General features: G+C 68.3%; 29 protein-coding genes, 1 tRNA gene and 1 pseudogene. 16 read left to right on the forward strand and 15 right to left on the reverse strand.

What is annotated here, in order from left to right:
- Positions 1-148: 148 nt before the first annotated feature.
- On the reverse strand, positions 149-727 hold the full coding sequence (gene dcd, locus B116_RS0116755) for a dCTP deaminase (RefSeq protein ID WP_011903978.1): 579 nt from the start codon (positions 725-727) through the stop codon (positions 149-151).
- Positions 728-804: 77 nt separating this feature from the next.
- Here dcd and B116_RS0116760 point away from each other — a divergent pair, with 77 nt between their 5' ends.
- Positions 805-1,341, forward strand: a complete 537-nt coding sequence (locus B116_RS0116760; protein ID WP_027660732.1) for a pyridoxamine 5'-phosphate oxidase family protein — start codon at positions 805-807, stop codon at positions 1,339-1,341.
- Between the two features lie 70 nt (positions 1,342-1,411).
- Here the strand turns inward: B116_RS0116760 and B116_RS0116765 are convergent, their stop codons facing one another.
- A complete protein-coding gene (locus B116_RS0116765) occupies positions 1,412-2,407 on the reverse strand; it encodes a zinc metalloprotease (protein ID WP_027660733.1) in 996 nt (331 codons plus the stop codon).
- Positions 2,408-2,701: 294 nt separating this feature from the next.
- Between B116_RS0116765 and B116_RS0116770 the strand changes: the two genes are divergently transcribed.
- Positions 2,702-2,775: transfer RNA gene (locus B116_RS0116770), tRNA-Gly, on the forward strand.
- Between the two features lie 78 nt (positions 2,776-2,853).
- Here the strand turns inward: B116_RS0116770 and B116_RS28350 are convergent.
- The 3 genes from B116_RS28350 to B116_RS28670 are packed head-to-tail and all read right to left on the reverse strand — an operon-like array spanning position 2,854 to position 3,866.
- Entirely contained in the window at positions 2,854-3,069 is a 216-nt protein-coding gene (locus B116_RS28350; protein WP_223874601.1) for a hypothetical protein, read from the reverse strand.
- On the reverse strand, positions 3,069-3,722 hold the full coding sequence (locus tag B116_RS28355) for a tyrosine-type recombinase/integrase (RefSeq protein WP_223874602.1): 654 nt from the start codon (positions 3,720-3,722) through the stop codon (positions 3,069-3,071). Before B116_RS28355 ends, B116_RS28350 begins: the two co-directional genes overlap by 1 nt.
- Positions 3,723-3,743: 21 nt before the next feature.
- Positions 3,744-3,866, reverse strand: a complete 123-nt coding sequence (locus B116_RS28670) for an N-terminal phage integrase SAM-like domain-containing protein (protein WP_263404927.1) — start codon at positions 3,864-3,866, stop codon at positions 3,744-3,746.
- 158 nt (positions 3,867-4,024) lie between these two features.
- Between B116_RS28670 and B116_RS0116785 the strand changes: the two genes are divergently transcribed.
- Positions 4,025-4,396: a hypothetical protein gene (locus tag B116_RS0116785; RefSeq protein WP_027660734.1), complete on the forward strand. Its 372-nt coding sequence runs from the start codon at positions 4,025-4,027 to the stop codon at positions 4,394-4,396.
- A gap of 394 nt (positions 4,397-4,790) precedes the next feature.
- Here the strand turns inward: B116_RS0116785 and B116_RS28360 are convergent, their stop codons facing one another.
- Positions 4,791-5,045, reverse strand: a complete 255-nt coding sequence (locus tag B116_RS28360) for a hypothetical protein (RefSeq protein WP_027660735.1) — start codon at positions 5,043-5,045, stop codon at positions 4,791-4,793.
- A gap of 187 nt (positions 5,046-5,232) precedes the next feature.
- On the opposite strand from B116_RS28360, the gene B116_RS0116795 reads away from it, so the two are divergent.
- Positions 5,233-5,772, forward strand: a complete 540-nt coding sequence (locus B116_RS0116795) for an alpha/beta fold hydrolase (protein ID WP_027660736.1) — start codon at positions 5,233-5,235, stop codon at positions 5,770-5,772.
- A gap of 30 nt (positions 5,773-5,802) precedes the next feature.
- Here the strand turns inward: B116_RS0116795 and B116_RS27590 are convergent, their stop codons facing one another.
- The 3 genes from B116_RS27590 to B116_RS0116805 all read right to left on the reverse strand — a co-directional run bounded on the left by B116_RS27590 (position 5,803) and on the right by B116_RS0116805 (position 7,960).
- On the reverse strand, positions 5,803-6,057 hold the full coding sequence (locus tag B116_RS27590) for a hypothetical protein (protein ID WP_155255756.1): 255 nt from the start codon (positions 6,055-6,057) through the stop codon (positions 5,803-5,805).
- A 453-nt stretch (positions 6,058-6,510) separates the two neighbouring features.
- Positions 6,511-6,897 (reverse strand): hypothetical protein, encoded by a 387-nt coding sequence (locus B116_RS0116800; RefSeq protein ID WP_027660737.1) that lies wholly within the window; start codon positions 6,895-6,897, stop codon positions 6,511-6,513.
- Between the two features lie 199 nt (positions 6,898-7,096).
- Positions 7,097-7,960: an alpha/beta fold hydrolase gene (locus B116_RS0116805; RefSeq protein ID WP_027660738.1), complete on the reverse strand. Its 864-nt coding sequence runs from the start codon at positions 7,958-7,960 to the stop codon at positions 7,097-7,099.
- 394 nt (positions 7,961-8,354) lie between these two features.
- Between B116_RS0116805 and B116_RS28365 the strand changes: the two are divergent.
- The 3 genes and pseudogenes from B116_RS28365 to B116_RS0116820 form a co-directional block, all read left to right on the forward strand.
- Positions 8,355-8,479 (forward strand): annotated as a pseudogene (locus B116_RS28365) (VOC family protein); the annotation flags it as partial.
- Between the two features lie 67 nt (positions 8,480-8,546).
- Positions 8,547-9,026 (forward strand): GNAT family N-acetyltransferase, encoded by a 480-nt coding sequence (locus B116_RS0116815; protein ID WP_027660739.1) that lies wholly within the window; start codon positions 8,547-8,549, stop codon positions 9,024-9,026.
- Positions 9,027-9,135: 109 nt separating this feature from the next.
- The gene (locus tag B116_RS0116820; protein WP_027660740.1) at positions 9,136-10,026 is read left to right on the forward strand and encodes an LLM class flavin-dependent oxidoreductase; all 891 of its coding nucleotides are present in this window, start codon (positions 9,136-9,138) and stop codon (positions 10,024-10,026) included.
- Between the two features lie 137 nt (positions 10,027-10,163).
- On the opposite strand, the gene B116_RS0116825 is transcribed toward B116_RS0116820, so the two are convergent.
- On the reverse strand, positions 10,164-10,715 hold the full coding sequence (locus tag B116_RS0116825; RefSeq protein WP_027660741.1) for a phosphoribosyltransferase family protein: 552 nt from the start codon (positions 10,713-10,715) through the stop codon (positions 10,164-10,166).
- A 175-nt stretch (positions 10,716-10,890) separates the two neighbouring features.
- Here B116_RS0116825 and B116_RS0116830 point away from each other — a divergent pair, with 175 nt between their 5' ends.
- The 4 genes from B116_RS0116830 to B116_RS0116845 all read left to right on the forward strand — a co-directional run bounded on the left by B116_RS0116830 (position 10,891) and on the right by B116_RS0116845 (position 15,234).
- Positions 10,891-11,574 carry a septal ring lytic transglycosylase RlpA family protein gene (locus tag B116_RS0116830; protein WP_027660742.1) on the forward strand — a complete coding sequence of 228 codons (684 nt, stop codon included), beginning with the start codon at positions 10,891-10,893 and terminating at the stop codon, positions 11,572-11,574.
- A gap of 100 nt (positions 11,575-11,674) precedes the next feature.
- On the forward strand, positions 11,675-12,802 hold the full coding sequence (locus tag B116_RS0116835) for a PP2C family protein-serine/threonine phosphatase (protein ID WP_027660743.1): 1,128 nt from the start codon (positions 11,675-11,677) through the stop codon (positions 12,800-12,802).
- Between the two features lie 82 nt (positions 12,803-12,884).
- Positions 12,885-14,738, forward strand: a complete 1,854-nt coding sequence (locus B116_RS0116840) for an acyl-CoA dehydrogenase (protein WP_018724277.1) — start codon at positions 12,885-12,887, stop codon at positions 14,736-14,738.
- A gap of 226 nt (positions 14,739-14,964) precedes the next feature.
- A complete protein-coding gene (locus B116_RS0116845; protein WP_018217865.1) occupies positions 14,965-15,234 on the forward strand; it encodes a DUF6458 family protein in 270 nt (89 codons plus the stop codon).
- A gap of 144 nt (positions 15,235-15,378) precedes the next feature.
- On the opposite strand, the gene B116_RS0116850 is transcribed toward B116_RS0116845, so the two are convergent.
- Positions 15,379-15,915, reverse strand: coding sequence for a SixA phosphatase family protein (locus tag B116_RS0116850; RefSeq protein WP_027660744.1), 537 nt, complete (start codon positions 15,913-15,915; stop codon positions 15,379-15,381).
- A 120-nt stretch (positions 15,916-16,035) separates the two neighbouring features.
- Entirely contained in the window at positions 16,036-16,974 is a 939-nt protein-coding gene (locus B116_RS0116855) for a GlxA family transcriptional regulator (RefSeq protein WP_027660745.1), read from the reverse strand.
- Between the two features lie 122 nt (positions 16,975-17,096).
- Between B116_RS0116855 and B116_RS0116860 the strand changes: the two genes are divergently transcribed.
- Both B116_RS0116860 and B116_RS0116865 read left to right on the forward strand, forming a co-directional pair.
- Entirely contained in the window at positions 17,097-17,789 is a 693-nt protein-coding gene (locus tag B116_RS0116860) for a DJ-1/PfpI family protein (RefSeq protein ID WP_188116039.1), read from the forward strand.
- Entirely contained in the window at positions 17,786-18,262 is a 477-nt protein-coding gene (locus tag B116_RS0116865) for a membrane protein (protein ID WP_027660747.1), read from the forward strand. The genes B116_RS0116860 and B116_RS0116865 overlap by 4 nt, the downstream gene beginning before the upstream one ends.
- 49 nt (positions 18,263-18,311) lie before the next feature.
- Here B116_RS0116865 and trhA read toward each other — a convergent pair whose 3' ends face one another.
- Positions 18,312-18,989 carry a PAQR family membrane homeostasis protein TrhA gene (gene trhA / locus B116_RS0116870; protein WP_018724272.1) on the reverse strand — a complete coding sequence of 226 codons (678 nt, stop codon included), beginning with the start codon at positions 18,987-18,989 and terminating at the stop codon, positions 18,312-18,314.
- A gap of 196 nt (positions 18,990-19,185) precedes the next feature.
- On the opposite strand from trhA, the gene B116_RS0116875 reads away from it, so the two are divergent.
- Genes B116_RS0116875 through B116_RS0116885 form a run of 3 tightly spaced genes read left to right on the forward strand, consistent with a single transcriptional unit; the run spans position 19,186 to position 21,549 of the window.
- Positions 19,186-19,890, forward strand: coding sequence for a 5-oxoprolinase subunit B family protein (locus B116_RS0116875; RefSeq protein WP_027660748.1), 705 nt, complete (start codon positions 19,186-19,188; stop codon positions 19,888-19,890).
- On the forward strand, positions 19,887-20,807 hold the full coding sequence (locus B116_RS0116880) for a 5-oxoprolinase subunit C family protein (RefSeq protein WP_027660749.1): 921 nt from the start codon (positions 19,887-19,889) through the stop codon (positions 20,805-20,807). Before B116_RS0116875 ends, B116_RS0116880 begins: the two co-directional genes overlap by 4 nt.
- Positions 20,782-21,549, forward strand: a complete 768-nt coding sequence (locus B116_RS0116885) for a LamB/YcsF family protein (protein ID WP_027660750.1) — start codon at positions 20,782-20,784, stop codon at positions 21,547-21,549. Before B116_RS0116880 ends, B116_RS0116885 begins: the two co-directional genes overlap by 26 nt.
- Before the next feature lie 112 nt (positions 21,550-21,661).
- Here B116_RS0116885 and B116_RS0116890 read toward each other — a convergent pair whose 3' ends face one another.
- Both B116_RS0116890 and B116_RS28370 read right to left on the reverse strand, forming a co-directional pair.
- On the reverse strand, positions 21,662-23,500 hold the full coding sequence (locus B116_RS0116890) for an NHL domain-containing thioredoxin family protein (protein WP_027660751.1): 1,839 nt from the start codon (positions 23,498-23,500) through the stop codon (positions 21,662-21,664).
- Between the two features lie 706 nt (positions 23,501-24,206).
- The gene (locus tag B116_RS28370) at positions 24,207-24,533 is read right to left on the reverse strand and encodes a hypothetical protein (RefSeq protein ID WP_027660752.1); all 327 of its coding nucleotides are present in this window, start codon (positions 24,531-24,533) and stop codon (positions 24,207-24,209) included.
- Positions 24,534-24,629: the final 96 nt, after the last annotated feature.

The following is a 24,629-nucleotide window of genomic DNA, read 5'->3' on the forward strand; positions in this document are numbered from 1 at the left end:
CGACAAGTCGTCCGGGGCCTCGTCGTGTGCGTCTGCCGGTTCCCGGGCGGGTGTCACCCGTCGGCTCGTCCGCTGGTCATCCGTTGGTAGCCGTTGGTCGCAGCGAGTGGTCGCTGGTCGCTCGCGAGTAGCCGCCACCCGCCCAGCGTCAGCGCGTCGGCCAGGTGCGCCAACTCTGCCAGGAGCGGCTGGGCGTGGGGCCCCGCTGCCCCTGGTAGCGGGAGCCGTAGACGGCCGATCCGTATGGGTGCTCGGCGGGTGAGCAGAGGCGGAAGATGCAGAGCTGACCGATCTTCATGCCGGGCCAGAGCATGATTGGCAGGTTCGCCACATTGGAGAGCTCCAGCGTCACATGGCCGGAGAAGCCCGGGTCGATGAAGCCGGCGGTCGAGTGGGTGAGCAGCCCGAGCCGGCCAAGGGAGCTCTTGCCTTCCAGCCGGCCGGCGAGCTGGTCCCCGAGTGAGATGACCTCGAGGGTGGAGGCGAGCACGAACTCGCCGGGGTGCAGCACGAACGGCTCGCCGTCGGGCACCTCGACCGCCGAGGTCAGGTCGTCCTGCTGCCGGGACGGGTCGATGTGCGTGTAGAGGTGGTTGTTGAACACCCGGAAGAGCTTGTCCAGCCGTACGTCGATGCTGGACGGCTGGACCAGCGCGGGATCGAACGGCTCCAGCGCCAGCGTGCCGGCCTTGATTTCGGCGGCCAGGTCACGATCGGAGAGAAGCATCGGACCACCATAGCGAGTGGGGCGACACGCGCCCATTTCGCCTGGGCATTCGAACGCACGTTCGATAGGGTGCGGGTATGGCTTCCTGGTCCGAGTTCGCCGCCGACGTACCTCGCCTCGCCGATGGGGTCCGCCGGCTTCTTCAGCAGTACGGGCCGGGCCTGGGCTACCTGGCCACGGTCCGCGCCGACGGCGGTCCTCGCGTGCATCCGGTCTCCCCGGTGCTCACCGAGGAGGGCCTATTCTGTTTCGTGATTGACTCGCCCAAGCGGCGCGACCTGGAGCGCGACGGGCGTTACGCGCTGCATTCTTTCCCCGCCGAGGAGAGTGACGACGAGGCTTACCTGGCGGGCCGTGCGCACCTGGTGACGGATCAGACCCGGGTGACCCGCTTAGCTCGTCGGCACTGCGCGATCTATGACATCGATTGGCGCCTCTTCGAGTTCAGCATTGATGTCGCGATGATCGCCCAGCACGACATCGCTGGCGTGGCGAGACCGGCTGTTCAGGTCTGGCTGGAGCCGGGTGGTCAGCCCGCGTCGGGTCGCCCCGGCCAACCTCGACGTGTCGCCCCACCGGCCCCCACCGTCGATCAGGGCAGCGCGGCGGCCTGAGCGCCGGCCTCACAAGAGCCGCTGCCGGCCCCGAACGTCGGAGCCGGCAGCGGACTGTGCCGGTCGAGGGCTAAGCCCGATACGTATTCCAGGCGGTCAGCATGCGGCTGGCCTGGCCCGGAGTGAATTCGTACATGCAGGAGTCGTAGGTGTAGTCCATGAAGTTGTGGATCGGGTCCACGCCCGCCGCGGAGCAGGTGTCCCGTCCGGTCGGGCACTGGTAGGCCGGGGAGGCTTCGGCCGGGGTGTCGCTGACCTCGTCCCCGGAGCCACTACAGCCGCCTTGGAAGGTGTGGTAGAGGTTCAACCAGTGGCCAACCTCGTGGGTGCCGGTGTCGCCGAGGTTGTAGTTGGTGGCGGTGCCACCCGGCAGCGACTCGTTCAGCACGACGACGCCGTCCATCTTGTTTATCGAGCGCTTCGGGAAGGTCGCCCAGCCGAGCAGGCCGCTCGAGAGGTCACCGAGGTAGATGTTGAGGGTGTCCGCGCCGCCGGTGCGCAGGGACCTCTTCATTGACCGTTCCGACGAGGAGCCATAGTTGATCGGGTACCAGCTCGGGTTCGTGACCCGGTTGATCGACTGGAGTGCGAAGCTGAAGGCTGTCGGGGCGCCACCGGTCGCCCCACTGAACGAGTCGTTCAGTACGTCGATCTGCGAGTAGATCATGGAGTCCGGGATGTTGCCGCCGGCCCGGGTGCTGTTCTCCTGGATGACGTGCACCACAACCGGGATGGCGACCGACGCGGGAGCCACGGGTGCGAAGGCGGCGGCGCCCTGGCGCCGTACCTGTATCTCCACCAGTTCGGCCAGCTCGTTCTCCCGCGCTTCCACCTGGGCTTCGGTCAGGTGGTTCGGGTCGTGTTCGGTGATGCTGCCGGGCCGAGCCTTGGCGTTGGCGTGGACCGGCTCGCACTCCTCGCTCGCGCCGTGCTCTGCGGCGTGGCTCGGGAGCGGTGCCGCGTGCGCCGGGGCGTAGCCGGCCGTGACGGCGCCGAGGAGTAGCGCGAGCGACGTTGACGCGATGCCGGCGCTTCGACGGGACAGTAGGTTGTGACGGAGGCCCATGGGCCACCTCCTTCTGGCAGCACAGCGGGGGGAGTGTGCGTGCCATGGCAGGAAACGTGGGGCAGACCTTACAAGACATCGATAAATTTGAAAATGCTGATTTGGCTCGGCGGGGTCCTACCGGTAGTTCATGCCATGTCCCTGGCCGGGCTCGTCCGAATGGGAATGCGCCGGCGCCGCCGTTCCGCGGCTGCGGGTTCAGCTCGCTCCGGTGGCTGCTGGAGCGCGGTTCGCTCGGGTCGGCGGGTGCCGGGGTGTGCGCCACACGGTGCTTCAGGTAGAGTGGCCCCACCTGCGGGTGTAGTTCAATGGCAGAACATCAGCTTCCCAAGCTGACAGTGCGGGTTCGATTCCCGTCACCCGCTCCACGCACGGAAGCCCTGGTCAGGACAGATGTCCCGCCAGGGCCTTCGATGTTCCAAGATCGGTAATTACGTCGCGTGCCATTAGCCCTGGCGATCCCGGGCCGCCGGCTGCTTCTTGCCCTTCTTGCTGCCCGGCTCATCCATGCCCCTCGCCGCACTACCAGACGGCTTCTTCGCCCTGAGCTGGTCCGCACGCATCGCTTCGTGCAGCGACTGGGCGATGGCGCGATCAGCCTCTGTAGTCGCGTGCTGGTAGATCAACGCGGCCTGCGGCGAGTCGTGTCCCGTCCTGGCCATCAACTCACGAGTGCTCGCCCCGGTCCGGGCAGCGAGGGTGTTCCCGGTGTGTCGTAGATCGTGGAGTGTAGGTTCGGTTGGCCGATCTGCGCCACGGCCGCTCTCCAGCCCACCAGCTTGTTGAGGTTGCCCCGCCAGATCGGCCGCCCGCTCTCAGTGCTGAACACGAGCGCCTCAGGGTTGTCATCGACCTCCGCCGCGAGGTGGCCACGGCAGAACATCGACAACGGTCGGTGGCAGACTGACAATGCGCCGGCTCGCCCGGACTGCGGTGGACCGAGGACCAGGCCAACCCCGCGCTGCTCGGTGTACGCCTGCCGTACGCGAACGGTGCCGGTCACGGTGTCGATGTCCTGCCGTTGCAGTGCTGCCACCTCGCCCCAGCGCAGGCAGGCGAAGGTGGTCACCAGGACTAGGGCGCGATACCGAGGCGGCACGATGTCGGCCAGCTTGAAGACCTGGGCGAGTGTGAGCACGGGCCTCTCTGCCGGCTTTTCCTGGTCCGCACCCAGCATCCGGCATGGGTTCCGGGTCAGGATCTCGTCTTCCTTGACGGCCGTCATCAGCACTGCACGCAGCAGCCGGTATGCCTTGGCCGCCATACTCTCCGACACACCGTTGCCGAGAAGTCTCGCCCGCAACTCACGGATCATCGGCGTGTCGAGTCGACCCAGTTATATCCCGCCGAGGTGCGGCACGATGTGCTTGTCCAGCAGCCAGCCGTACAGGTGAACGGTCCGAGGCCGCAGGTTCGGCCGCTGATCGATCCACCGCCGGGCGTAGTCCCCGAGCGTCACCTTGGCACGATCCGGGTCGACCCATTCGCGCCGCGCCAACTGCGCCTCGACAAGCCTCCGAGCTACCGGGGGAACCTCACCGACGAGGAGATCCGCTTTCCACCGCTTACTCCGTAGCCGCTGCGCGGCATGTCAGCGCTGACTGGCACACTCCGCTCATGAGTTACGACTTGGCGGTGTGGGAAGGTGACAGGCCCGCTGACAACGCCGCAGCGCTGACCACCTTCAAGGCGCTTTACGAGAGGTACGTCGGTAAAGGCCAGATCCCGCCGACGCCGCGCATCCGGGCTTACGTCGAAGCCCTGCTTGAGCGGTGGATCGACCTCACTCAGGACGACGACGATGAGCGGAGCCCGTGGTCGACGGGGCCACTGATCAAGGAGGCATCGGGACCGTTCATCTACTTCCCGATGGTGTACAGCCGCTGTGAGGAAGTGTCGGCCGGTGCCGCACGAATTGCCGCTGAGCATGGCCTTGTCTGCTTTGACCCGCAGCTAGACCTGCTTCGGCCTGCTCCTGAGGAACTGTAGGCAGATTCCGAACCATGGCGTGCCATTAGCGTGCCATTGGGCGAGGACAACAGGGGCCAGCCGAGGCCATGCGAGACTGCCAAGACCAGGCCGCCAAGCCTGTGGCCTGCCGAAGATCGACAATTCCCAAGCTGGCAGTACGGGTTCGATTCCCGTCACCCACTCCAAGTTTCCCTGTTCAGAGGCGGTTTGCGCTCCCTTCATTGTTATTTACCAATATATACTGATCGCTTGTTGGAACGAGATGCGATTGCTACTCGCATCGCTGGGAAATTTCGGCCAGCAGCGGCGTACAAAACGCTTGTATGTGGGCAAGGAGGTTGTGGTCGGAAGCCGGAGAGGGGCATCGTCAGATCGGAGTTCTGACAGATCCGTTCGCGAGCCCTACGCAGGCTCAGAACGGCCCGATGCGCGCCAGGTTGGCTCCTACGAGCACGACCTGGTTCCATCCGGTGCGGATGAAGCGGTCGATCCTGCCGCCGCAGGGCGCACTGGTTGCAGTTGGATCGACGCCGTAACCGGATTGCCAGGCATCGATCGTGGCAGCAAGCGTTGCAGAGTTGGTCACCGCGGCGCCACGTCGCTCCGGTAGAGCGGCCGCCTGTGCTGCGATCAGCGCCGGTGCCGCTTGCCCGGTGTGCTGGCTCATCGCGATGCCGATCGCTTCCCGCTGCCGTGGGTCCTCGACGAGCCAGCTGCCGGTGACAACGACGCAGCCTGCGCCAGGAACGATCGAGCCTCCCCGGAACCGGGCCCCCGCGCGCTTGCCTACTTCGGCGAGGGGACCTCGCTCGTGCAGAAGGATTTGACCGGACCAAAGCCGCTACAGTCTCTGGATGATCGCTGGAGTCATCGTCCCAGGGCACGGTTACGGCCCGCAAGCGCCGTTGCTCAACCTCGCCAACGAAGCGCTCACCGACCTCGACGCGATCATAGAGATCATCACGTGGACCGTGCCAAACGGACTGCTGGACATCGGCCCTGAGCCTTTCGTCAGGGCGCACGTCTCCGCGGCACTGCACCGGCTCGCCGATGCGGCACCAGGCATACAGCCCGTGATCATCGCTAAGTCGCTCGGGACACACGCCGCCGGGTTGGCGGCGGAGCGGCAACTGCCGGCGATCTGGCTGACGCCACTCTTGGATGACAACGCAGTGGCCGAGGCGATTACCCGAAACCCGGCGCCGGCCCTGCTCGTCGGGGGGACACGCGATCGAACCTGGGTTCCTGACGCTGCAGTACGGACAGGCAAGAAGGTCCTGACTATCGAAGGTGCTAACCATGGCCTGCGGCCGCATGGACCGCTAAGGGCCTACACCGACGCGCTGGCCGCCGTCGGCACGGAATTGGAAAGGTTCTTGTCTCAACTGACCTGACCGCGTTAGGCCGATGATCCGGTGTACTCGCTACCAGGACGGCTCGTAACCGGTGGCAAAGGCGTCTACTGGTGGTGATGAGAAATGGCCGGGTAGGCGCAGGGCGACGCCGGACATCAACAGCCGGATGATCGACCCATCGGTCATCGGCAGACCCCAGCCGAAGGGTCCGTCTCGGTCGGCTGCCGGGTCGCGGACCGGGCCGCCGACGACATGCGGTCCCGCACTCGCGGGCAGCGCCCGCTCCTGGCAGGGCGAGCATGCCGAGGCCTTCGCGGCCACCACCGAGCCAGCGGAGTTGTGCCGGCGCCTAGCAGCACAAGCTAAAGGCGTCGGCATGACGGTAGCCAACAACACCCACCCCTGTGACCTCACCGTTGACGGGAAGGTTCTTCACTAGCTCGTTGAGGCCAAGGTGGTTGGCCCGAACGCGGAGACGGTGGTACGAGAGGCCATCGGATATTTCTTTTCCTACCGGCACTTTTGTTACCGAGACATTGAGCGGTCTGAACCAAACTTGGTGGCGCTGTTCTCTGGTCCGATCGGTGACGTCTTCGTGGACCTTCTCGTTTCACTCGGTATGGAGGTCATCTGGCGGACAGGCGGCGAGTGGTGCGGCCGTACACAGACGGGTGTCCCTAGCCTTCTTGCCGCTGTCACGCCCGCGGCTTCCGGCGTATGAGTAGAACGGGTGCGTGCCCTAGGCGATGTGCTGGTAACGCTCCTGTGTCGGTGCAGTCAGAACTCCCGCCACTCTGGCCACTGAGGCGGCGCATCTGAGGTCAGCGCATCGAGCATGACGTGCTCTACCTCGTTCGGGGTTAGCTGGGGACGCTTTTGTGGGATATTGCTTCCCGCGCGGGCCGCATACCACGTCCGGTCACCATCGCTCATCATGATGTCGGTCGGGGCCTGTCCTTCGCCGACCACGCAAACCGCCCCCCACGAACGATGGATGATCACCGTCTGGTCTCGCTCCAGATGGAGTTCGCGCAGCCACCGTACGACCGTGTCCCGGTCACTGAGGCCCACGGTCTCGCCGGTTACCACCTTCCGGAACAACCCTTGCCGCCTGGTCGTCAGACGCTCGGCGACATCCATCGGTACGGCGCTGTCCTCGCCCATGTGCATTCCTCACGTTTGCTTACTGCAAGGCAAGTCTCCTGGCCGAGGAGGTCATGGCGCAAGATCCAGCGGCATGACCGATCCGTGCCCGTTCCACCGGTCGACACGGTCGAAAGCGGCACATCGACAGCCTCAACCGTGGCCGGGACGGCGAGAGAAACCGCGACCGGGCGACGCCCGCGGCTGCGGTTGGCGACGGTTAGGTGCCTGCCTTGGTCAACAGGGTGTTGAGGATCGGCTCGGCATGGGTCCACAGCACCGCTCCACCGATCGCTGGTACGAGGTGATGCTGCGCGCCGGGTATCCGGGCAGTGAGCAACGATCCGTTGTCTGGCGAGTGGCTTTGGTCCAGTTCGCCGTACCAGACGTCGACTGGTACGGAGATTTTGCCGAGGTCGATGGGCCAGGGGCTCATCGCCAGCACCGTGTCCCGTGCGTACCCAGCTGCCCCTTGCGCGAACGCCTCGTTCAGGGCCCGGCGATAGGCGGCCGCGAACCCGGGCTCGCGGTACACCGCGAGGTCACACTCGGGGCTGCCACTCAGTACGAAGTCAAGCAGCGAGTCGGCGCTGTACCCGGCGAAGAAGCGCTCTGCTTCAGCCGCGTCCCGTACCGTCCAATCGACGAGCTTGCGTAGCTCGGCCGGCAGTGCGGAGGCGAACTCCGGCGCGGCCACCTCGTCCGCGCCGGAAACGATGGCGAGGGCAGCGGTGACACCTCCCTCCGCACAGGCCAGCGCGAACGGCGCGCCCTGCGAGTTCCCGACCATCGCAGGCCGACCCAACCCGCGCATCGTGGTGAACTGTCGGAGGTCCGCGACGAAGTCGGCGAACGTTCGACCGGGCAACGGCGTCGAGACACCGAGCCCTGGACGATCCACCGAAACGAGTCGTACGCCGAGCCGGTCGATGACTTCGGCACCGAATCCGAGCCATCGGCTGGTGGCGGCACCAGGAGAGAACAGCACGGGTGTCCCATCCGGCGGTCCCCACTCCGCCCAACCCAGCAGCCGCCCATCAGAGAGCTGGACTTCACCAATGCGATCAGGAGCCGTGACGTACATGGAGTAATCAAATCAAGTGGGATCGGGCTTCCTTCCGACGGCCCAGGCCCTACCCCCGCATGACCAGGCAGGTGAGCCAGCATTCCTGATCGCGGCGCTCAAATCGTGATCTTCGGAGAGCTGCATGCCCCAGTGTGCCGTCAGCTCCGGTCAGATCGGGCAGTGCCGAACTTCTGGCGGCCGACCGCGCCGGTGTGAACTCAGGATTCCCGAGGCGCTGGGCGGCTAGGTGCCACCTCGAACGCGCTCGGAGGCGTCCACGTCAACCACAGCAAGTCGAGGCCGCCGAAGGAAGCTGATCTCCATGTGGGTTGGCGAGACCACGGAGAGGCCTTCAACGAACAGGTGTTGTCCCAGCGTGCTCAGGTCCATGCCTGGGTACTGCTGACGCCACCTGGATGCAGCGGTGGCGCACGCGATGGAGCTGGGTTCGACGGTCGCCGACCACCAACCACAGCAGCGGGTACGGGTGCTGTTCGACCCCGCTGGGCGCCTTTCCGCCTCTACCTGGGCGGCTAGTTGGCCCGTTGTGTCCCAAGCGGACTACTGCGGCCGGCCCTGGTCGTGCCCCCAGTAGCCTTCGACCATGGATCAGGTCGTGAAACTGCGGGACATGCGCCAGGACGAGTACGACGTCTACTCAGATCAGCAGCTCCGCGAGTATGTGGAGTCCCAGACCGGGTTGGTCTCGACCGAAACAGCCCGGAGGAAGGCGTTTCGGGATCGGGAGCAGTACCTGCCCCACGGGTTGGCCACTGAGCGCCACCGGCTGTTGGTGGCGGAGAACAGTAGCGGGGAGGCGGTCGGAGTCCTCTGGCTCGGCTTGGACGATCCACGCAGCAAGTCGGCGGAGATGGCCTGGATTTTCGATATCAGGGTTGATCCCGCCCACCGACGGCTGGGCTACGGCGCTGCCATCCTGTCGGCGGCCGAGGAGCTGGCCCGGGAGGCGGGAGCGCTGCGCCTGGGGCTCAATGTTTTCGGCCACAACAAGCCGGCGCTCGCCCTGTACGAGCGCAGCGGGTATGAGGTGACCACTCAGCAGATGGCGAAGCCGCTGCGCTGACGGGCGGTGCTTCGCTGGTCGCGGCGATCAACAGTTGGGTGAATCCGCCCGCGTACCGCCGAGTCTTCGCACTGGTCTCCTGCTGCCGTGCGGGAAGGCAGATAGGCTGGTGATCATGCGGATCGGCATTGTGATCCTTCCAGACCAGCGCTGGGCGGATTCGGAGCGGCGTTGGCGGCAGGTGGACGAGTGGGGCTTCGACCATGCCTGGACTTATGATCACCTGGGCTGGCGGGATCTGGTGGACGGGCCCTGGTTCGACTCGATGACCACCCTGACCGCCGCCGCGGCCGCGACCCGCCAGATTCGGCTGGGCACCCTGGTCGCGTCGCCGAACTTCCGGCATCCGGCCGCCTTCGCCCGCCAGGTCACCACCCTTGACGATGTGTCCGGCGGTCGGGCCCTGCTCGGTCTGGGCGCGGGCGGCATCGGGTTCGACGCCGCGGTGCTCGGTGGCGAGACCCTTTCGCCACGGCAGCGGGTGGACCGGTTCAGCGAGTTCGTCGAGCTGCTTGACTTGGTGTTGCGCGAGGATGGGACGACGTGGCGGGGTGACTGGTTCACCGCGGTTGACGCGCGGAGCAACCCGGGCTGCGTCCAGACGCCGCGGGTACCGTTCGTCGTCGCCGCCAACGGGCCTCGTTCGATGCGGCTCGCGGTCCGGTACGGGCAGGGCTGGATCACCACCGGTCCCACCACCGATGACTTGGAGGCGTGGTGGGAGGGCGTGGCGGACCTGTCCGCTCGGCTGGACAAGTCGCTGGCGTCGGACGGCCGTGAGCCCGGTTCCCTCGATCGGCACCTGTTGGTGGACTCCGCGCCCGTCTTCTCACTCCGTAGCACAGAGTTCTTCGCCGAGCAGGTGGGGCGGGCCGCGGCGCTCGGTTTCACCGACGTGATCACCCACTGGCCCCGGTCCAGTAGCTGGTACGCAGGGGATGAGGCGGTCCTGGTGGAGGTTGCCTCCCAGCTGCCGGAGCTGCGCCGGCTAACCGGCTGACCGACGACGACTAGCCTCGGCTGATCTCGGCTGACCGACCCGCACCGACTGGCCTCGGTCGGCCGAGCTGCCCCGACTGACCGAGTGCCCCCGACTGGCCGAGTTGCCCCCGACTGCCGAGCTATCTCGGTTGTGGCTCAGGGGGTGAGGTCGGCGCCGGTGAGCAGGCTCTGGATCTGGAGCTCGGCAGCGACGTCCGGGGGGCAGTCGGCCACCACCGTGGCGGTGCCGATCGGGGTGGCGCCTCGGGTCGCGCAGATGTCGTAGAGGGCACGCACCTGGGCTCCGGTGGAGACCCAGTCGTCCACCACCAGCACCCGGTCTCCGGCTTCGAGGTTCCGGTCCCGTACGGCGAGGTCGAGTCGGCGCCCGCGGTAGTCCGGCGGGCCCTGCGCCCAGGTGAGTGTGCCCGGGGGGAGGCGACCGTCACCGGGCTTGTGGGCCGCGACGAAGCCGATGCCGAGCGCGGTCGCGGCGAGCGGTCCGAGTAGGTAGCCGGTGACCGCCGGGGAGATCACTACCGTCGGCCGGGACTGCTGGAAGGGCTGGACCAGGGCGGGGCCGAGGCTGGCCAGCACCACCGGGTCCCGCCACCAGCCGGAGATGTCACTGACCAGATGGGTGGCACCCGGTCCCGGGTCAATCCAACGGATCAGCTCGGCGAGACGTCCACTCAGCTCGGGGCGCATGCCGCTATTTTGGTCCACTGCCGGCTGATCGGCTGGCCGGACTATTACCGATCGGATGATCGGCTATTCGTTTAGTCATAAATCGGGCAATACCTCCATGATCACGTTGACTTCGGATGTGCTTCGCTCGTTACGGTCCGACCCGCTTTGTTCAGGTGGCGAAAGGATCGGGCTGGTGGCCGGCAGGCATGCGCGTACCCGAAGGGTCTCCTCGACCGGCGTCGCGGCAACCGCGGCGATCGGTGTCGTGCTCGCGATCGGTGGGACCGTGGGCACCGTCCGGCTGACCTCTGCCAACGAGCCCGACTGGTCCGCCTCGGTCGCGCCGACCACGGGTGACTCTCCGGCCGCTACACCCGCCCCACCCTCCGCGTCGCCGAGCGTGAGCGCCTCGTCCGCTCCGGCCGCGAGCCCCACGCCGGTCCGGCAGACCGAGGCGCCGTCCCGGAGTAAGCCGAGATCCACGACGCCGCAGCCGACCAGGACGACGCCGACCAGCGCCGCCCCGACCGCGACGACGCCGACCAGCGCCGCCCCGACCGCGACGACGCCGACCAGCGCCGCCCCGACCGTGGTGGAGACCGGTTCCTGCGGTGCCTCCTACTACTCCGAGGGGCAGCTGACGGCGAGTGGGGAAGTCTTTGACCCGTCGGCGATGACGGCCGCTCACAAGACCCTGCCGTTTGACACGATGGTGCGGGTCACCAACCCGGTTACCAGTACGTCGGTGACCGTGCGGATCAACGACCGGGGCCCATTCGTCACGGGGCGCTGCATCGACCTGTCCCAGGCGGCCTTCGCAGTGATCGCCCCACTGAGCGCGGGGCACGTCGAGGTTCGGTACGAGGTGTTGGGCTGAGCCCGCCGCCAACCGCGAACGGCTTCCCGGGGTGACCCGCACAGTCAGAACTACCTCAGATGTCAGGTCAGGTTCATTCAACGACCACTGTCCATCAGGCATGCTGTCCCTCGTACGCACACAGCTTTCCCAGCTGGGCCGCGGCCCACTGGGCCCCGGATCCCGCGCCGGCCTCGGCGCGGCTCTTGCCCTGCTCGTAATTGTCTCGGCGTTGGAGAGCGCCGATGGTCGTGGGGCCAGCTACATCGCTCTACTGATCGCTGCCCCGTTCCTGGCCGCCGCCCTGGCCTCCTGGCAGGTGGTGCTGGGAGTAGGGGTCGCAGCCGTCTTCCTCGGTGTCGGCTTTGCGGTGGCCGAGGGGGTCAGGTCACTGTCGGCCGCGGTCGCGGTAGCTGGCATCGCTCTGGGCGCCGCGTTGGCGGCCACCATGGCGTCGATCCGGCAGCGGCAGGCCGAGCGGATCGAGGAGTTGTCCAAGCTCGCCACGGTTGCTCAGCAGGCCGTACTCCGTCCGCTCGGTCCGCAGACCGGCTCTTTGGCCGTCGCCGCCCGATACATCTCCTCCACGGCCACCGCGGAGATCGGCGGTGACCTGTACGAGGCCCTGGACACGCCGTACGGCGTACGCATGATCATTGGGGATGTTCGGGGGAAGGGCCTGGACGCGGTCCGGTTGGCCAGCATTGTGCTGGGCTCCTACCGACATGTGGCGTACGAGCGGGCCGATCTGCGAGCGGTCGTCGCGGATCTGGACCGGGCGGTGGCCCGGAGCGGGGGTGACGAGGACTTCGTGACCGCGGCTCTGGTCGAGGAGCGGGGTGGCACGTTGACCATCGTCAACTGCGGACATCCGGCGCCACTGTTGTTGCGCCGGGGTGCGGTGATCGCGCTGGAGCCGCCGGCGCCGGCTCCGCCGCTGGGGTTCATGCCGGCGGTCCGGGCCCGGGTGGAGCGGTTGGAGCCGGGCGACCGGCTGCTGTTGTTCACTGATGGACTCGGCGAAGCCCGGCGGGACGGCGAGTTTTTCCCGACCACCGATCGAGCCTGGCGGTTGCTCGGGCACGGCACTGTCGCCGACGGGCTGGCGTCCCTGGAAGCGGCGCTGGTCGAGTGGGTGTATGACCGGCTTGACGACGACATCGCACTGGTCTTGATGGAGTACACCGGTGCTCGGTCCGGGGGTTCGGTCGCCGTGCCGAATTGGGAGGTTGGCACGGCGGAGGGGTGAAGGGCTTGTCGTTGCCTACCCGTGAGTAATACAGTCGGGGTTACTGATCGGTAACACGCGTCCGGAAGCGGGGCCAGCGACCATGACCCACTACAAGAGCAACCTTCGGGACCTTGAGTTCAACCTGTTCGAGGTGTTCGGGGCGGACCGGGCGTTCAGCCACGCTCCCTACACGGAGCTGGATGTCGACACCGCCCGTAGCTTCCTCGCCGAGGTCGACCGCCTGACCCGGGAAGACCTGGCAGCCAGCTACACGGACAGCGACCGCAATCCGCCGGTCTTCGATCCGGCGACGCACACCGCGCCGCTGCCGGAATCGTTCAAGAAGTCGTACCGCCGGTTCATTGACGCCGAGTTCTGGCGGCTGGACCTGCCCGAGGCGCTTGGCGGTAGCAACGCACCCCGCGCCCTCTGGTGGTCGCTCGCCGAGCTGGTGCTGGGCTCCAACGCCGCGGTCTGGATGTACGCCTCCGGCCCGTCGTTCGCGCACGTCCTGCACGTTGAGGGCACCGAGCAACAGCGGAAGTGGGCCAAGCTCTTCATCGACCAGGGCTGGGGCTCCACGATGGTGCTGACCGAGGCGGACGCCGGCTCGGATGTCGGCGCCGGCCGCGCCCGTGCCATCCCGCAGCCGGACGGCTCATGGCACATCGAGGGCGTCAAGCGCTTCATCACCTCCGGCGAGCATGACCTCAGCGACAACATCGTCCACTATGTGCTGGCTCGACCGGTCGGGGTCGAGGGCGTGGGCGGGCCGGGCACCAAGGGCCTCTCCCTCTTCGTGGTGCCGAAGTACCACTTCAATGAGGAGACCGGCGAGCTGGGCGAGCGTAACGGCGTCTTCGCCACCAACGTCGAGCACAAGATGGGTTTGAAGGTCTCGAACACCTGCGAGCTGACCTTCGGCGAGCACGGCGTACCGGCCCAGGGCTGGCTGCTGGGCGAGAAGCACGACGGCATCCGGCAGATGTTCATGATTATCGAGTACGCCCGGATGATGGTCGGTACGAAGGCGATCGCCACCCTCTCCACCGGCTACCTGAACGCACTCGAGTACGCCAAGAGCCGGGTGCAGGGCGCCGACCTGACCCAGATGACCGACAAGAGCGCTCCCCGGGTCACGATCACCCACCACCCGGACGTACGCCGTTCGCTGCTGCTGCAGAAGTCGTACGCCGAGGGGCTGCGCGCCCTGGTCTGCTACACCGCGACCTGGCAGGACAAGGTCGCCATCGCCGAGGCGGCCGGCGACGAGAAGACCGTGAAGCTGGCCAAGCGGGTCAACGACCTGCTGTTGCCGCTGGTCAAGGGGGTCGGCTCGGAGCGGGCGTACGAGCTGCTCGGCCACGAGTCCCTGCAGACCTTTGGTGGCTCCGGCTTCCTCCAGGACTACCCGCTGGAGCAGTACGTCCGAGACGCCAAGATCGACACCCTGTATGAGGGCACCACGGCGATCCAGAGCCTCGACCTGATCTTCCGCAAGGTCGTCCGGGACAACGGCAAGGCCCTGATGGCGGTCGCCGGCGAGATTCAGGAGTTCATCGCCGCCGAGGGTGGCAACGGTCAGCTCAAGGAGGAGCGGCAGGCGCTCGGCCGCGCCCTCGTCGAGATTCAGAGCATCCTCGGTACGCTGACCGGCTGGCTCGGTGAGGCGCAGGGCGGCGAGGCCCGGGCGCTCTACAAGGTCGGCCTGGGCAGCCGCCGGTTCCTGCTCGCCATCGGTGACCTGGTGGTGGCCTGGCTGCTCCAGCGGCAGGCCGACGTGGCGCTGGCGGCGCTCGCGGGCGACCCCGGCACCGACCGGGACTTCTACACCGGCAAGGTGGCCGCAGCCCGGTTCTTCGCCCGCGAGGTACTGCCCCGCATCGGTGCCGATCGGCGCATCATCGAGAACGTCGACCTGAGCGTCATGGACCTCCCGGAGGAGGCGTTCTGACCCGTTTCGGGGGGTAGGGCTGATCCGGAGCAGACCCGGCAGAATCGACGGCCGGCGGGGTGACCCGCCGGCCGTCGCGTTAGCTGTAGCTGCTCACGTCGAGCATCAACCGGCCCGGGGCGGGGTTATGGGCCCGGACAGGGGTAGCACCCGGCGGCGGCGGGTAACCGGCATCAGGTCAGGCAGAGAACGCCCAGAAGCCATCGCACGGGGGAGTGCAGCGCACATGGGCATTGGTAGCGGTATTTTCCTGATCGCCCTCGGGGCGATCCTCACCTTCGCGGTCCGGGCCAACGTCTGGTGGGTTGACCTGCGTGCGGTCGGCTGGGTCTTCATCCTGGCCGGGCTGGCAGTCCTCCTCACCACGGTGTGGTTCTGGCAGGACCGGCGCAAGCGGGCGCGGACGCTGATCGTGGAGGAGAACCGGCTGTCCCATCCGACCGCGATGATGCCACCGCCGCCGGATCCGCCGCCGCCGACAGCGCCGCCGTCCTGAGCGGCGGGGTGAGCCGTCGCGACCTGGCAGCGGCTCGCCCCAGCGGCTCAGCCCGACGGCGGCTCGCCCCAGCGGCTCAGCCCAGCGGCTCAGCGCGACGGCGGCCCGTCCAGCGGCTCAGCCCAGCGTCAGCGCGACGGCGGTTCAGCCGCGGGCGGTGTGCTCGGTGGTGATGACGGTGTCCCGGCGGCCGAGGCCGGCCCACTCCGCTGTCGTGCGGTGTACGACGGCCTGGCCGGTCCGTTGTGGGTCCCGGTCCGCCTGCTCGGAGTCGAGCAAGATCGACAGCTGTGACACGCCGGGGTTGTGGGCGATCAGCAACACCGTCCGGGCGGTCGGTTCGACCCGGCGCACCAGGGCCAGCAGATCCGCCGGATGCGCCTCGTACGCGTCGTCGGCGTAGTGCACCTCGGGTGCCGGGCCCGCGGAGCCGCCCTCCGGTGGCGCTCCGGTCATTCCCATCGCCACGCCGTGCCAGGTTTCCCGGGTGCGGCGGGCCGAGGAGCAGATCACCACGTCTGGGAGGAGGCCGTGGTGGGCCAGCCACGCGCCGGCCGCCGCCGCGTCCGCTCGGCCCCGGGTTGTCAGCGGCCGATCAACATCCGGCTGGTCACCGGGGGGTTCTGCCTTCGCGTGCCGGAGCAACACCAGTGTGCGGTTTTGGGCGTGCGCGTCCGTCATGCCCCCCAGCTTGCCTGATCGGCGATCCGACCGCCCGGGTACGTCGATGCTGTCGACGGTGTTCTGCTGTTGAACAGTGCGACGATCTCCTCGACGTGAATCGGCCGGACGCTGCTCGCCTCACAGCCGGAAGGTTCTGCGATAGGCGCCTGGTGTGGTGCCGACGACCTCCTGGAATTGCGCACGAAAGTTGCTCGTGGTGGTGAATCCGGTTTGGTTTGCTACGCGGTCGATTGTGTAGTCGGTGGTTTCCAGCAGCTCCTGGGCGTGACGAATCCGGACACCGGCTACCCATTGCATCGGGCTCTGTCTGGTCTCGACGGCGAATCGCCTGGTCAGGGTGCGGGTGCTCATGTTCGCGGCGGCGGCGAGGTCGGCGAGCGTGAGGGCCCGATGCGCGTTGGCCTCGATCCAGGCGAGGACGGGTTCGAGGGCTGAGGTGCGCAGCGGCTGCCGGTTCCGCAGGATGTACTGCGCCTGTCCGCCGGCTCGGTGCAGTGGGGCCACGGCGAGGCGTGCCGCGTCCGCAGCCACCGCCGCGCCGTAGTCGGTGTGAATCACGTGCAGGCACAGGTCCAGTCCGGACGCTGCACCGGCAGAGGTGAGAATGCTGCCGTTGTCGACGTAGAGCACGTCGGGGTCCACCTGGATCGACGGGTGCTTGCGCGCAAGTTGTTCCGCGGCGAGCCAGTGGGTCGTGGCCCTCAGATTGTCGAGTAGTCCCGCCTCTGCCAGCGTGAACGCTCCGACGCAGATGGAGGCGACGCGAGTGCCCTTGGCCGCGGCCGCACGCAGGGCTGTGAGCACCGAGGGCGGGGAGGGCCGCAAGGGGTTGTTCCGGCCGGGCACCAAGACCAGGTCGGCGCGATCGAGCGCATCCAGCTGCTCGCTGACTGCCAGCCGCACCGGCCCGGCGTCAACGACATCATCGGGCCCTGCGACGAGGACCCGGTAGCCCGGCCGGCCGTCCGGCAGGCGGACACGTCCGAACGTCTCAACCGGCGTGGCCAGATCAAAGGCAATCACATCCGGCAGAGCGAGCACGACGACCGTATACATACCTGCATGATAGGCCTCTCTGACATCTGGCGAGATTAAGGCGTTGCGTGGCTTAGTAGCCACTGTCGGGAGGTGCGCGGCTGCCCGACCATGGAATGCACCTACACGTGAGGGGACTACCGATGCCTACGCTTCGCGCCCAGTTCGTGCTCTTCGACGGCTTCGACCTACTCGATGTCATCGCTCCACTCGAGGTGCTTTCCGCGGGCAGCGCCGCCCTCGGAGGCGTACTCGAATGTGTGCTGGTGAGCGAGTCAGGACGGGACAGCATCCCGTCGGGAACCGCCGGCCTCTCCCTCCCTGTCAGCGCCGCCCTGGAGCCGGAGGTGCCCGGCTACGTCATCGTTCCGGGTGCGTCCGGGCCCGTCGACGGCGACCCGGACGCAGGCGAGCTGACCGTTCCCACGCTGCTCGGGCGGCTCGCCGGAAGTCCGGTGATGGCACTCGTCGCCGGGGCTCTCGCCGCGCCGCCGGTCACCGTCGTCGCCGTCTGCGGCGGCGGGCTCGCGCTCGCCATGGCGGGCCTGCTGGAGGGGAGAACAGCCACCACCCACCACCTCGGCATTGATCGACTGGGGTCCACCGGCGTGAACGCGGTCCGGGCGCGGGTCGTTGACGACGGTGATCTCGTCACCGGTGGCGGTGTTTTGTCCGGCGTCGACGTAGCCCTCTACCTGCTCGAACGTGACTTCGGCTGCGCTGCTGCCCGTGCCGTCGAGGACCTTTTCGAGTTCGAGCGCCGCGGCACCACCTGGAAATCGCCTGCCGGACGCCTGTTCCGCACACCTGTCAGCGGGCAGCGAGTGCGGGCATGAGCGCCCTCCTGTTGTCGGTCCACGTCCTGGCCGCGATCCTCACCATCGGCCCAGTCGCTGTCACCGCAAGCATGTTTCCGCGCTTCGTGCGACTCGCGCTCGGCAAGCCAACCGACCCCCGCCGCGGTGCCGTCGTACGCGTCCTGCACCGGATCACCCGTAACTACGCCGTGATCGGCGTACTCGTTCCCGTGTTCGGGCTCGCTACCGGCGCCAGTATCGGTGTCCTCGGTGACGCGTGGCTGATCGTGTCCATTGTTCTCACCGCCGGTGCGGGTGCGATGCTCATCGGCGTCGTCCTGCCCGGCCAGCGTCGCACTCTGCGCTGCCTTGACGTGGGTGCGGAACCCGCGGACCTCGCCCGGGTCGTCCCTCGCCTGGGCATGCACGCCGGCATTTTCAACCTGCTCTGGGCCATCGTGGTGGTTCTGATGATCTATCGGCCGGGATCGACGACGGGGGTCGGACTGTGAGCCCCTGTCATGTGCTGCAGGTCGGTGACACTGATCTGGCGACGCACTGCTAGGCGAAGAGGGCGAAGTAGATGGCGATGTGGTGGCAGATCGCGGCGACCAGGGTGCAGGCGTGAAAGAACTCGTGGTGGCCGAAGACGGTGGGCCACGGGTTGGGTCGGCGCAGGGCGTAACTGACCGCGCCGATGCTGTAGATCGCGCCGCCAACGATCAGCAGGACCAGGGCGGTCACCCCACCCGCGTGGAGGATGTCCGGCAGCATCGCCACCGCGACCCAGCCGAGCGCCAGGTAGAGCGGCGCGGAGACCCAGCGCGGGGCGTGCGGCCAGATGAGCTTGAGTGCCACACCCCCGAGTGCGCCGCCCCACACCAGCGCGAGCATGATCGTCGCCGGTCGGGGCTCCAGCAGCAGGACGCAGAACGGCGTGTATGTACCAGCGATGAAGACAAAGATCATCGAGTGGTCCATCCGCCGCATGACCTGGAAGCCCCGCTCGGACCACACCCGCCGGTGGTAGAGCGCGCTGGTGCCGAAGAGCCCGCAGACGGTCAGGCTGTAGATCAGAGTGCTGACCAACGGCGACCAGCCGGACCGGGCGGCGGCGATGGAGCAGAGGACGATCCCGCAGACGACGGCGACGAAGAACGCGTACGCGTGCAGCCAGCCGCGCATCCGAGGTTTGCCGAGGTCGGCCGGCTTGAGGCGGGTTGGTGCGGAGGTGGTCACGCCAACAGGTTACGACGCCGTAGGTTACCTGGTGGTAGTGCCGATGGTCACGTTAACCGGTGCGAGCGGGTGGGCGTCCGGCAACGCCAGCGGGCTGCCGGCGCTGGCTCGTTCCGGAGCCGGGCCGCTCCGGCGCCCAGGCCGTTCCGGTAGCTGGCTCGTTCCGGAACGCGGCCTGGTCCGGAAAGATAGCGGGATGCGGATCCGGCCGGTCGGGGCACACGCCCTGCTGCTCGACTGTTCCGACGCCGACCAGGTGGAGGCGTGGCGAGCCGAGTTGTGGCGACGCCGGGAACGGGGCGACCTGGACGCGGTCGAGATCATCCCGGCGGCGCGCACCGTGCTGCTCGACGGCCTCACCGACCCGGCTCACACCGCCGCGCTCCTCGGCACCTGGAACCCGCCCCCCAGCACCGCTGCCACCGACACCGTCGCCACGAGCACCGGCACCGGCACCACGAGCACCGGCACCGGCACCGCCGGCGCCGGCGGTGCTGCCACCGACACCGGCAGGGGAGGCGCCGGCGCTGTCGAGGTTCCGGTGCGCTACGACGGGACGGACCTGCCAACCGTCGCCGGCTACTGGGAGGTCCCCGTGCCGACCGTCGTACGCCGGCTCATCGCCACCGAGTTCCGGGTGGCCTTCTGCGGCTTCGCGCCCGGCTTCGCGTACTTGACCGGGTTGCCTGCCGGGCTGGCCGTGCCCCGGCTGCCAACCCCCCGCCCCTGGGTCCCGGCCGGCTCCGTCGCGCTGGCCGGACCGTACGCCGGGATCTATCCGACCGCCTCGCCCGGCGGCTGGCTGCTCGTCGGCCACACCGACCTCCCCCTGTTTGACGTGCACGCCGACCCGCCGGCCCGGCTCACGCCCGGCACCCGGGTGCGGCTGGTCCCGGCATGACCGGCACCCGGCCCGCCGGGCCGAAGTTACCCAGCGTCATCGAAGCCGGCAGCGGTGGCGTGGTCGAGGTGCTGCGGGCCGGCATTCTCACCACTGTCCAGGATCTCGGCCGGCCCGGCTGGGCACATCTCGGCGTACCGCGCTCCGGTGCCCTCGACCCGAGCGCGCTCCGGCTGGCCAATCGGCTGGTCGGCAACCCGGAGAGCGCCGCCGGTCTGGAGGTCACCCTGACTGGGTGTGAGCTGCGGTTTCGTCGCGCCACCACGGTCGCGGTCACCGGGGCGGACGCTCCCGTCCACGTCGGTGAGCGTCCCGGCGACGTGGGACGACCGCTCGCGGTACCGGCAGGCGCGGTGGTACGGGTCGGTCCGCCCCGCACCGGTCTGCGGTCCTGGCTCGCCGTCGCCGGCGGGATCGCCGTCGACCCGGTGCTCGGCAGCCGGGCCACGGACACCCTCTCCGGGCTCGGCCCACCCCCGCTGCACGACGGCGACCGGCTCCCCGTGGGTGCCCCGGCCGGGCCGCCCGCTCCGGTGGATGTCACCGCGACCGTGCCGGCCCCGGACGAGGTACGGCTGGCGCTGTGCCTCGGCCCACGCGCCGACTGGTTCACCCCACCCGCACTCGACCTGCTGTTCGGCACGGCCTACACCCTCACCCCGGTCAGCAACCGCGTCGGCGCTCGCCTCTCCGGGGCGCCGCTACCTCGCGCGGTGTCGGGGGAACTGCCCAGCGAGGGCGTCGTACTCGGTGCGGTGCAGGTGCCGGCGGACGGCCAACCCCTGATCTTCCTCGCCGATCACCCGACCACCGGTGGGTATCCGGTTGTCGGGGTGGTGGTTGACGTGACCCCGCTTGCGCAGGCCCGGCCAGGGACTACGGTGAGGTTCTATGGACCTCAACGCGGACCTCGGTGAGGGCCTCGGCGTCTGGCGGCTCGGCGACGATGCCGCGCTGCTGGACCTGGTCACCTCCGCCAACATCGCCTGCGGCTTCCATGCGGGCGACGCCGTAACCATGCGCCGGGTCTGCGCCGGGGCCGCCGAGCGGGGAGTCATGGTCGGCGCCCAGGTCAGCTACCGGGACCTGGTCGGATTCGGCCGTCGGCACATCGCGTACGAGTTCGCCGAGCTGCGTGACGAGGTCATCTACCAGCTCGGCGCGCTCGACGGGTTCTGCCGGGTCGCCGGGACGCGGGTCCGCTACCTCAAGCCGCACGGCGCGCTCTACCACGCCGTCACCCACGACGAGTCCCAGGCGGCGGCGGTGGTCGCCGCGGTCGCCGAGTACGACGCCCAGCTCTCCCTGCTCTGCCCGTCCGGCTCGGTGCTCGCCCAGCTCGCGAACGGTGCCGGGCTGCGGGCGGTCAGCGAGGGCTTCGCCGACCGGGGCTACCAGCCCAACGGCCGGCTGGTGCCTCGGGGCGCCCCGGACGCGCTGGTCACCGACGCGGAGCAGATGGCCCAGCAGGCCCTCCAGATGGCCACCGAGCAGGCGGTGGTGGCGGTCGACGGCACCGTTATTCCCTGCCCGGTCCAGTCGATCTGCCTGCACGGCGACACCCCCGGTGCGGTGCGCTGCGCCGAGTTGATCCGCGCCGTGTTGGTTGACGCGGGGGTCCCGCTCGCCCCGTTCGCGGGAAGTGTGGGGCGGGCGTAACAGCGTCGCGGGACCCCGTGCCGGCTCAGGCGTGGGACCTGCCGGCTCAGGCGTGGGACCTGCCGGTTCAGGCGTGGGACCTGCCGGTTCAGGCGTGGGGCCCCGCGCCGGCTCAGGCGTCCATGCCGCGTAGCACCAGCGGGAGGCGGTCGGGGCCGTCGTCGACCACCCAGATCGGTACGCCCCAGTCCTGCCGGGTCAGGTGGCACGCGGCGTGCGCCACGTCGGCGTCGCAGGTCGCCGCCTGGGCGGTCACCTGGAGCACCCCCTCGGGGACCGAATCGTTGATCACCAGCTGGCGGGACAGCTCGGTGCCGGTGCCCGCGCCGGCCAGCAGCAGCTCCGGCGGGGACGCGGTGACCACCAGCCGGGTGGACGGCCCGTAGCTGTCGTCGAGCTTCTGACCGGGCGCCGGGGTGAAGATGACTTCCAGGGTCACCTCGCCGGCGCGTAGTTCGGTCGGTCTCCGCTCGGTGCGGTGCCGGGGGCCGTTGACCGTGCTGGCTCCGGCGGCGGTGAGCGCGCCCGGCGCGAGTCGGGTCAGCCGGTGGGCGGCGGACTCCACGACCAGCACCCCGCCGTCCGGGGTGAGCAGCAGGTCGCTCGGCTCGGCGAGCCCGTCGGCGACCGTGCCGACCGAGTCCGACTCCGGGTCGTAGCGGCGGACCGCCCCGTTGTACGTGTCGGCGATCAGCACCGATCCGTCCGGCAGCGCGCAGACCCCCAGCGGATGCTGGAGTAGCGCCTGTGCGGCTGGCCCGTCCACGTGCCCGAACTCGAAGAGCCCCTGCCCGACCGCGGTGTGCAGGGTGCCGTTCTCGACGTAGCGGACCGCGCTGGTCTCGCTGTCGGCCACCCAGAGTCGGCTGCCGTCGGTGGAGACCGACAGGCCGGAGGGCTGGGCCAGCCACGCCTCGGCCAGCGGGCCGTCCTTGCGGGCCTCGACAGTGCTGCCCGCGTACATGCCCGCGGTGCGTTTCACCGGGTCGAACCACCAGAGCTGGTGGATGCCGGCCATGGCGATCACCAGGCGGCCGTCGTACCAGGCCAGGTCCCAGGGAGAGGAGAGGTCGACCGAGAGGGCGTCGTGGGCGTGGTCATCCACGGTGGAACGCCACTGCCGGCCGGTGCCGGCCACGGTGACCACTTCGCCGGTGTCGAGGCGTACGCCGCGCAGCAAGTGGTTGACGGTGTCCGCGACGACCAGGTCGTAGCCGACCAGCCGGGAGACGTTAGCTGGGAGGAGGCAGAGTCCCTGCGGCTCGGCGAAGGTGGCCGCCGTGGCCGGCCCGTCGGCTCGGCCGCGCGCGCCGGTGCCGATCCGGCGGAGCAGCGTCTCGCCGTCCGGGGCCAGCTCCGCGAGGGAGTGCCGGGCCGAGTCCGACACCAGCAGGTTCCCGTTTTCGAGTACGACGCCTTTGCCGGGGAAGCGCAGCGTGGTCTCCGGCTCGGCGGGGGGCACGTACGGGCCGTCGCCCCGGTGCAGGGTGCCCTTGGCCTCGTGGGTGGCGATCAGGTCGTCCACGAGCCGGACCAGGCCCTCGGCGTGTCCCTCACCGGCCATCGTGGCCACGACGTACCCCTCGGGGTCGATCACGGCCAGGGTCGGCCAGGCCCGGGCGGCGTACTGCTGCCACATGTTCAGGTCGGGGTCGTCGAGTACCGCGTGGTGCACGCCGTACCGTTCAACGGCGTCGGCCAGGGCGTCCGGGTCCTTTTCGTGTTCGAACTTGGGCGAGTGCACGCCGATGACCACGAGTACGTCGGCGTACTTCTGCTCGATGGGGCGTAGCTCATCGAGCACGTGCAGGCAGTTGATGCAGCAGAAGGTCCAGAAGTCGAGGACGGTTATTCGGCCCCGAAGGTCGGCCAGGGTCAGGTCTCGTCCGCCGGTGTTCAGCCAGCGACGGCCCTTCAGCTCGGGTGCTCGGACGCGAGGCGCGGTAGCCATGGGGCAACCCTCCCACGACGGCGACGCAGGTGGGCCCGTGGATGAGCCAACGTGACGCGGAAAACGACGCGGGCGCCCCTGGGTTGACAATCTCCCCGCGAGGCCGAAACGTGCCGGCTGCCGGGCTTCCGTTTGCCGAGAAGGGGAGACATGGTGCCCCCGTATGCCGCCGCGACCGCCCGAGGGTCGTTCAACGTGACCAGTCTTGTCATCGCCATGACCGCGACCGTGATTACCTTTGCTGTGGGAATTGTTCCGGTGCCAGCCCACATCACCGTAGAAAGTTGTTATGTAACATATGACCGTTTGGAGCGGATGCATAGTCGCTGTGCTGGTCAGTGGGAGCGGTTTGGAGTAGACAATTCCGGGTCGGTCTACGGTGTTCCCGTGGGGAGTCGCTGGCGCGCGTTAGACGGTCCTGACGATAACTATGAATGGGAGGTGGTGATTCCCGAATCCTCGCGTAGCTACGATGGGATAACCCTGTTCCGATATGGTTGGGTTACGCCGAAATACGCTCAGGTTCTGTTGGCGGTTGCTGTTTGGGTTGTTGTTGCATTTCTCTATGTAATTGTGGTTGGAAGGCTGCTGCGATTCGCCCGGAGTAGGCTAACCGGGGCCGCGGAGGGGCCTCCTGGTCGCCAGCCAGCAGCCTGATGGTTGCTAGCAACTGATATCCGGGTCGGTGAATTCCGGATTGCGGTGCTCAGCAGCCAGACCGCCGGAATGGCCCCCAGGCGACGAATCGGTTGAATAGTTCGCGGGGGTTTGGTCCGTCGTGGGGGTTGAGGTGGTAGAGGTCGTGCATGGCTTCGTAGAGGAGTCCGGCGAGGTAGATGGATAGGCTTGGTTGTCGGGTTTCGTATTGGGTTTTGAGGAGGAGGCGGGCTTCGGCGCAGGGCCAGGGGTGGCCGCAGGCGCGGCAGGTCCAGGTGGGTCGTAGGGGTGTGTGGGGTGGTCGGTTTCCTGTTCGGTGGTGGGGGTGTTGGGGGTGGGGGCCGAGTCGTGGTTGGGGGAGGTGGTGGGGGTTCACCAGTGGCCTCCGTTGGCGCGCCATTGTTGGGTGGGGGTGAGCCAGCCGACGCGTCCGGGTTGGGGGTCGGCGAGGGTTGGTTGGGTCATCCACGTG

The sequence above is a fragment of the Salinispora fenicalii genome (assembly GCF_000514815.1).
Taxonomy (GTDB): domain Bacteria; phylum Actinomycetota; class Actinomycetes; order Mycobacteriales; family Micromonosporaceae; genus Micromonospora; species Micromonospora fenicalii.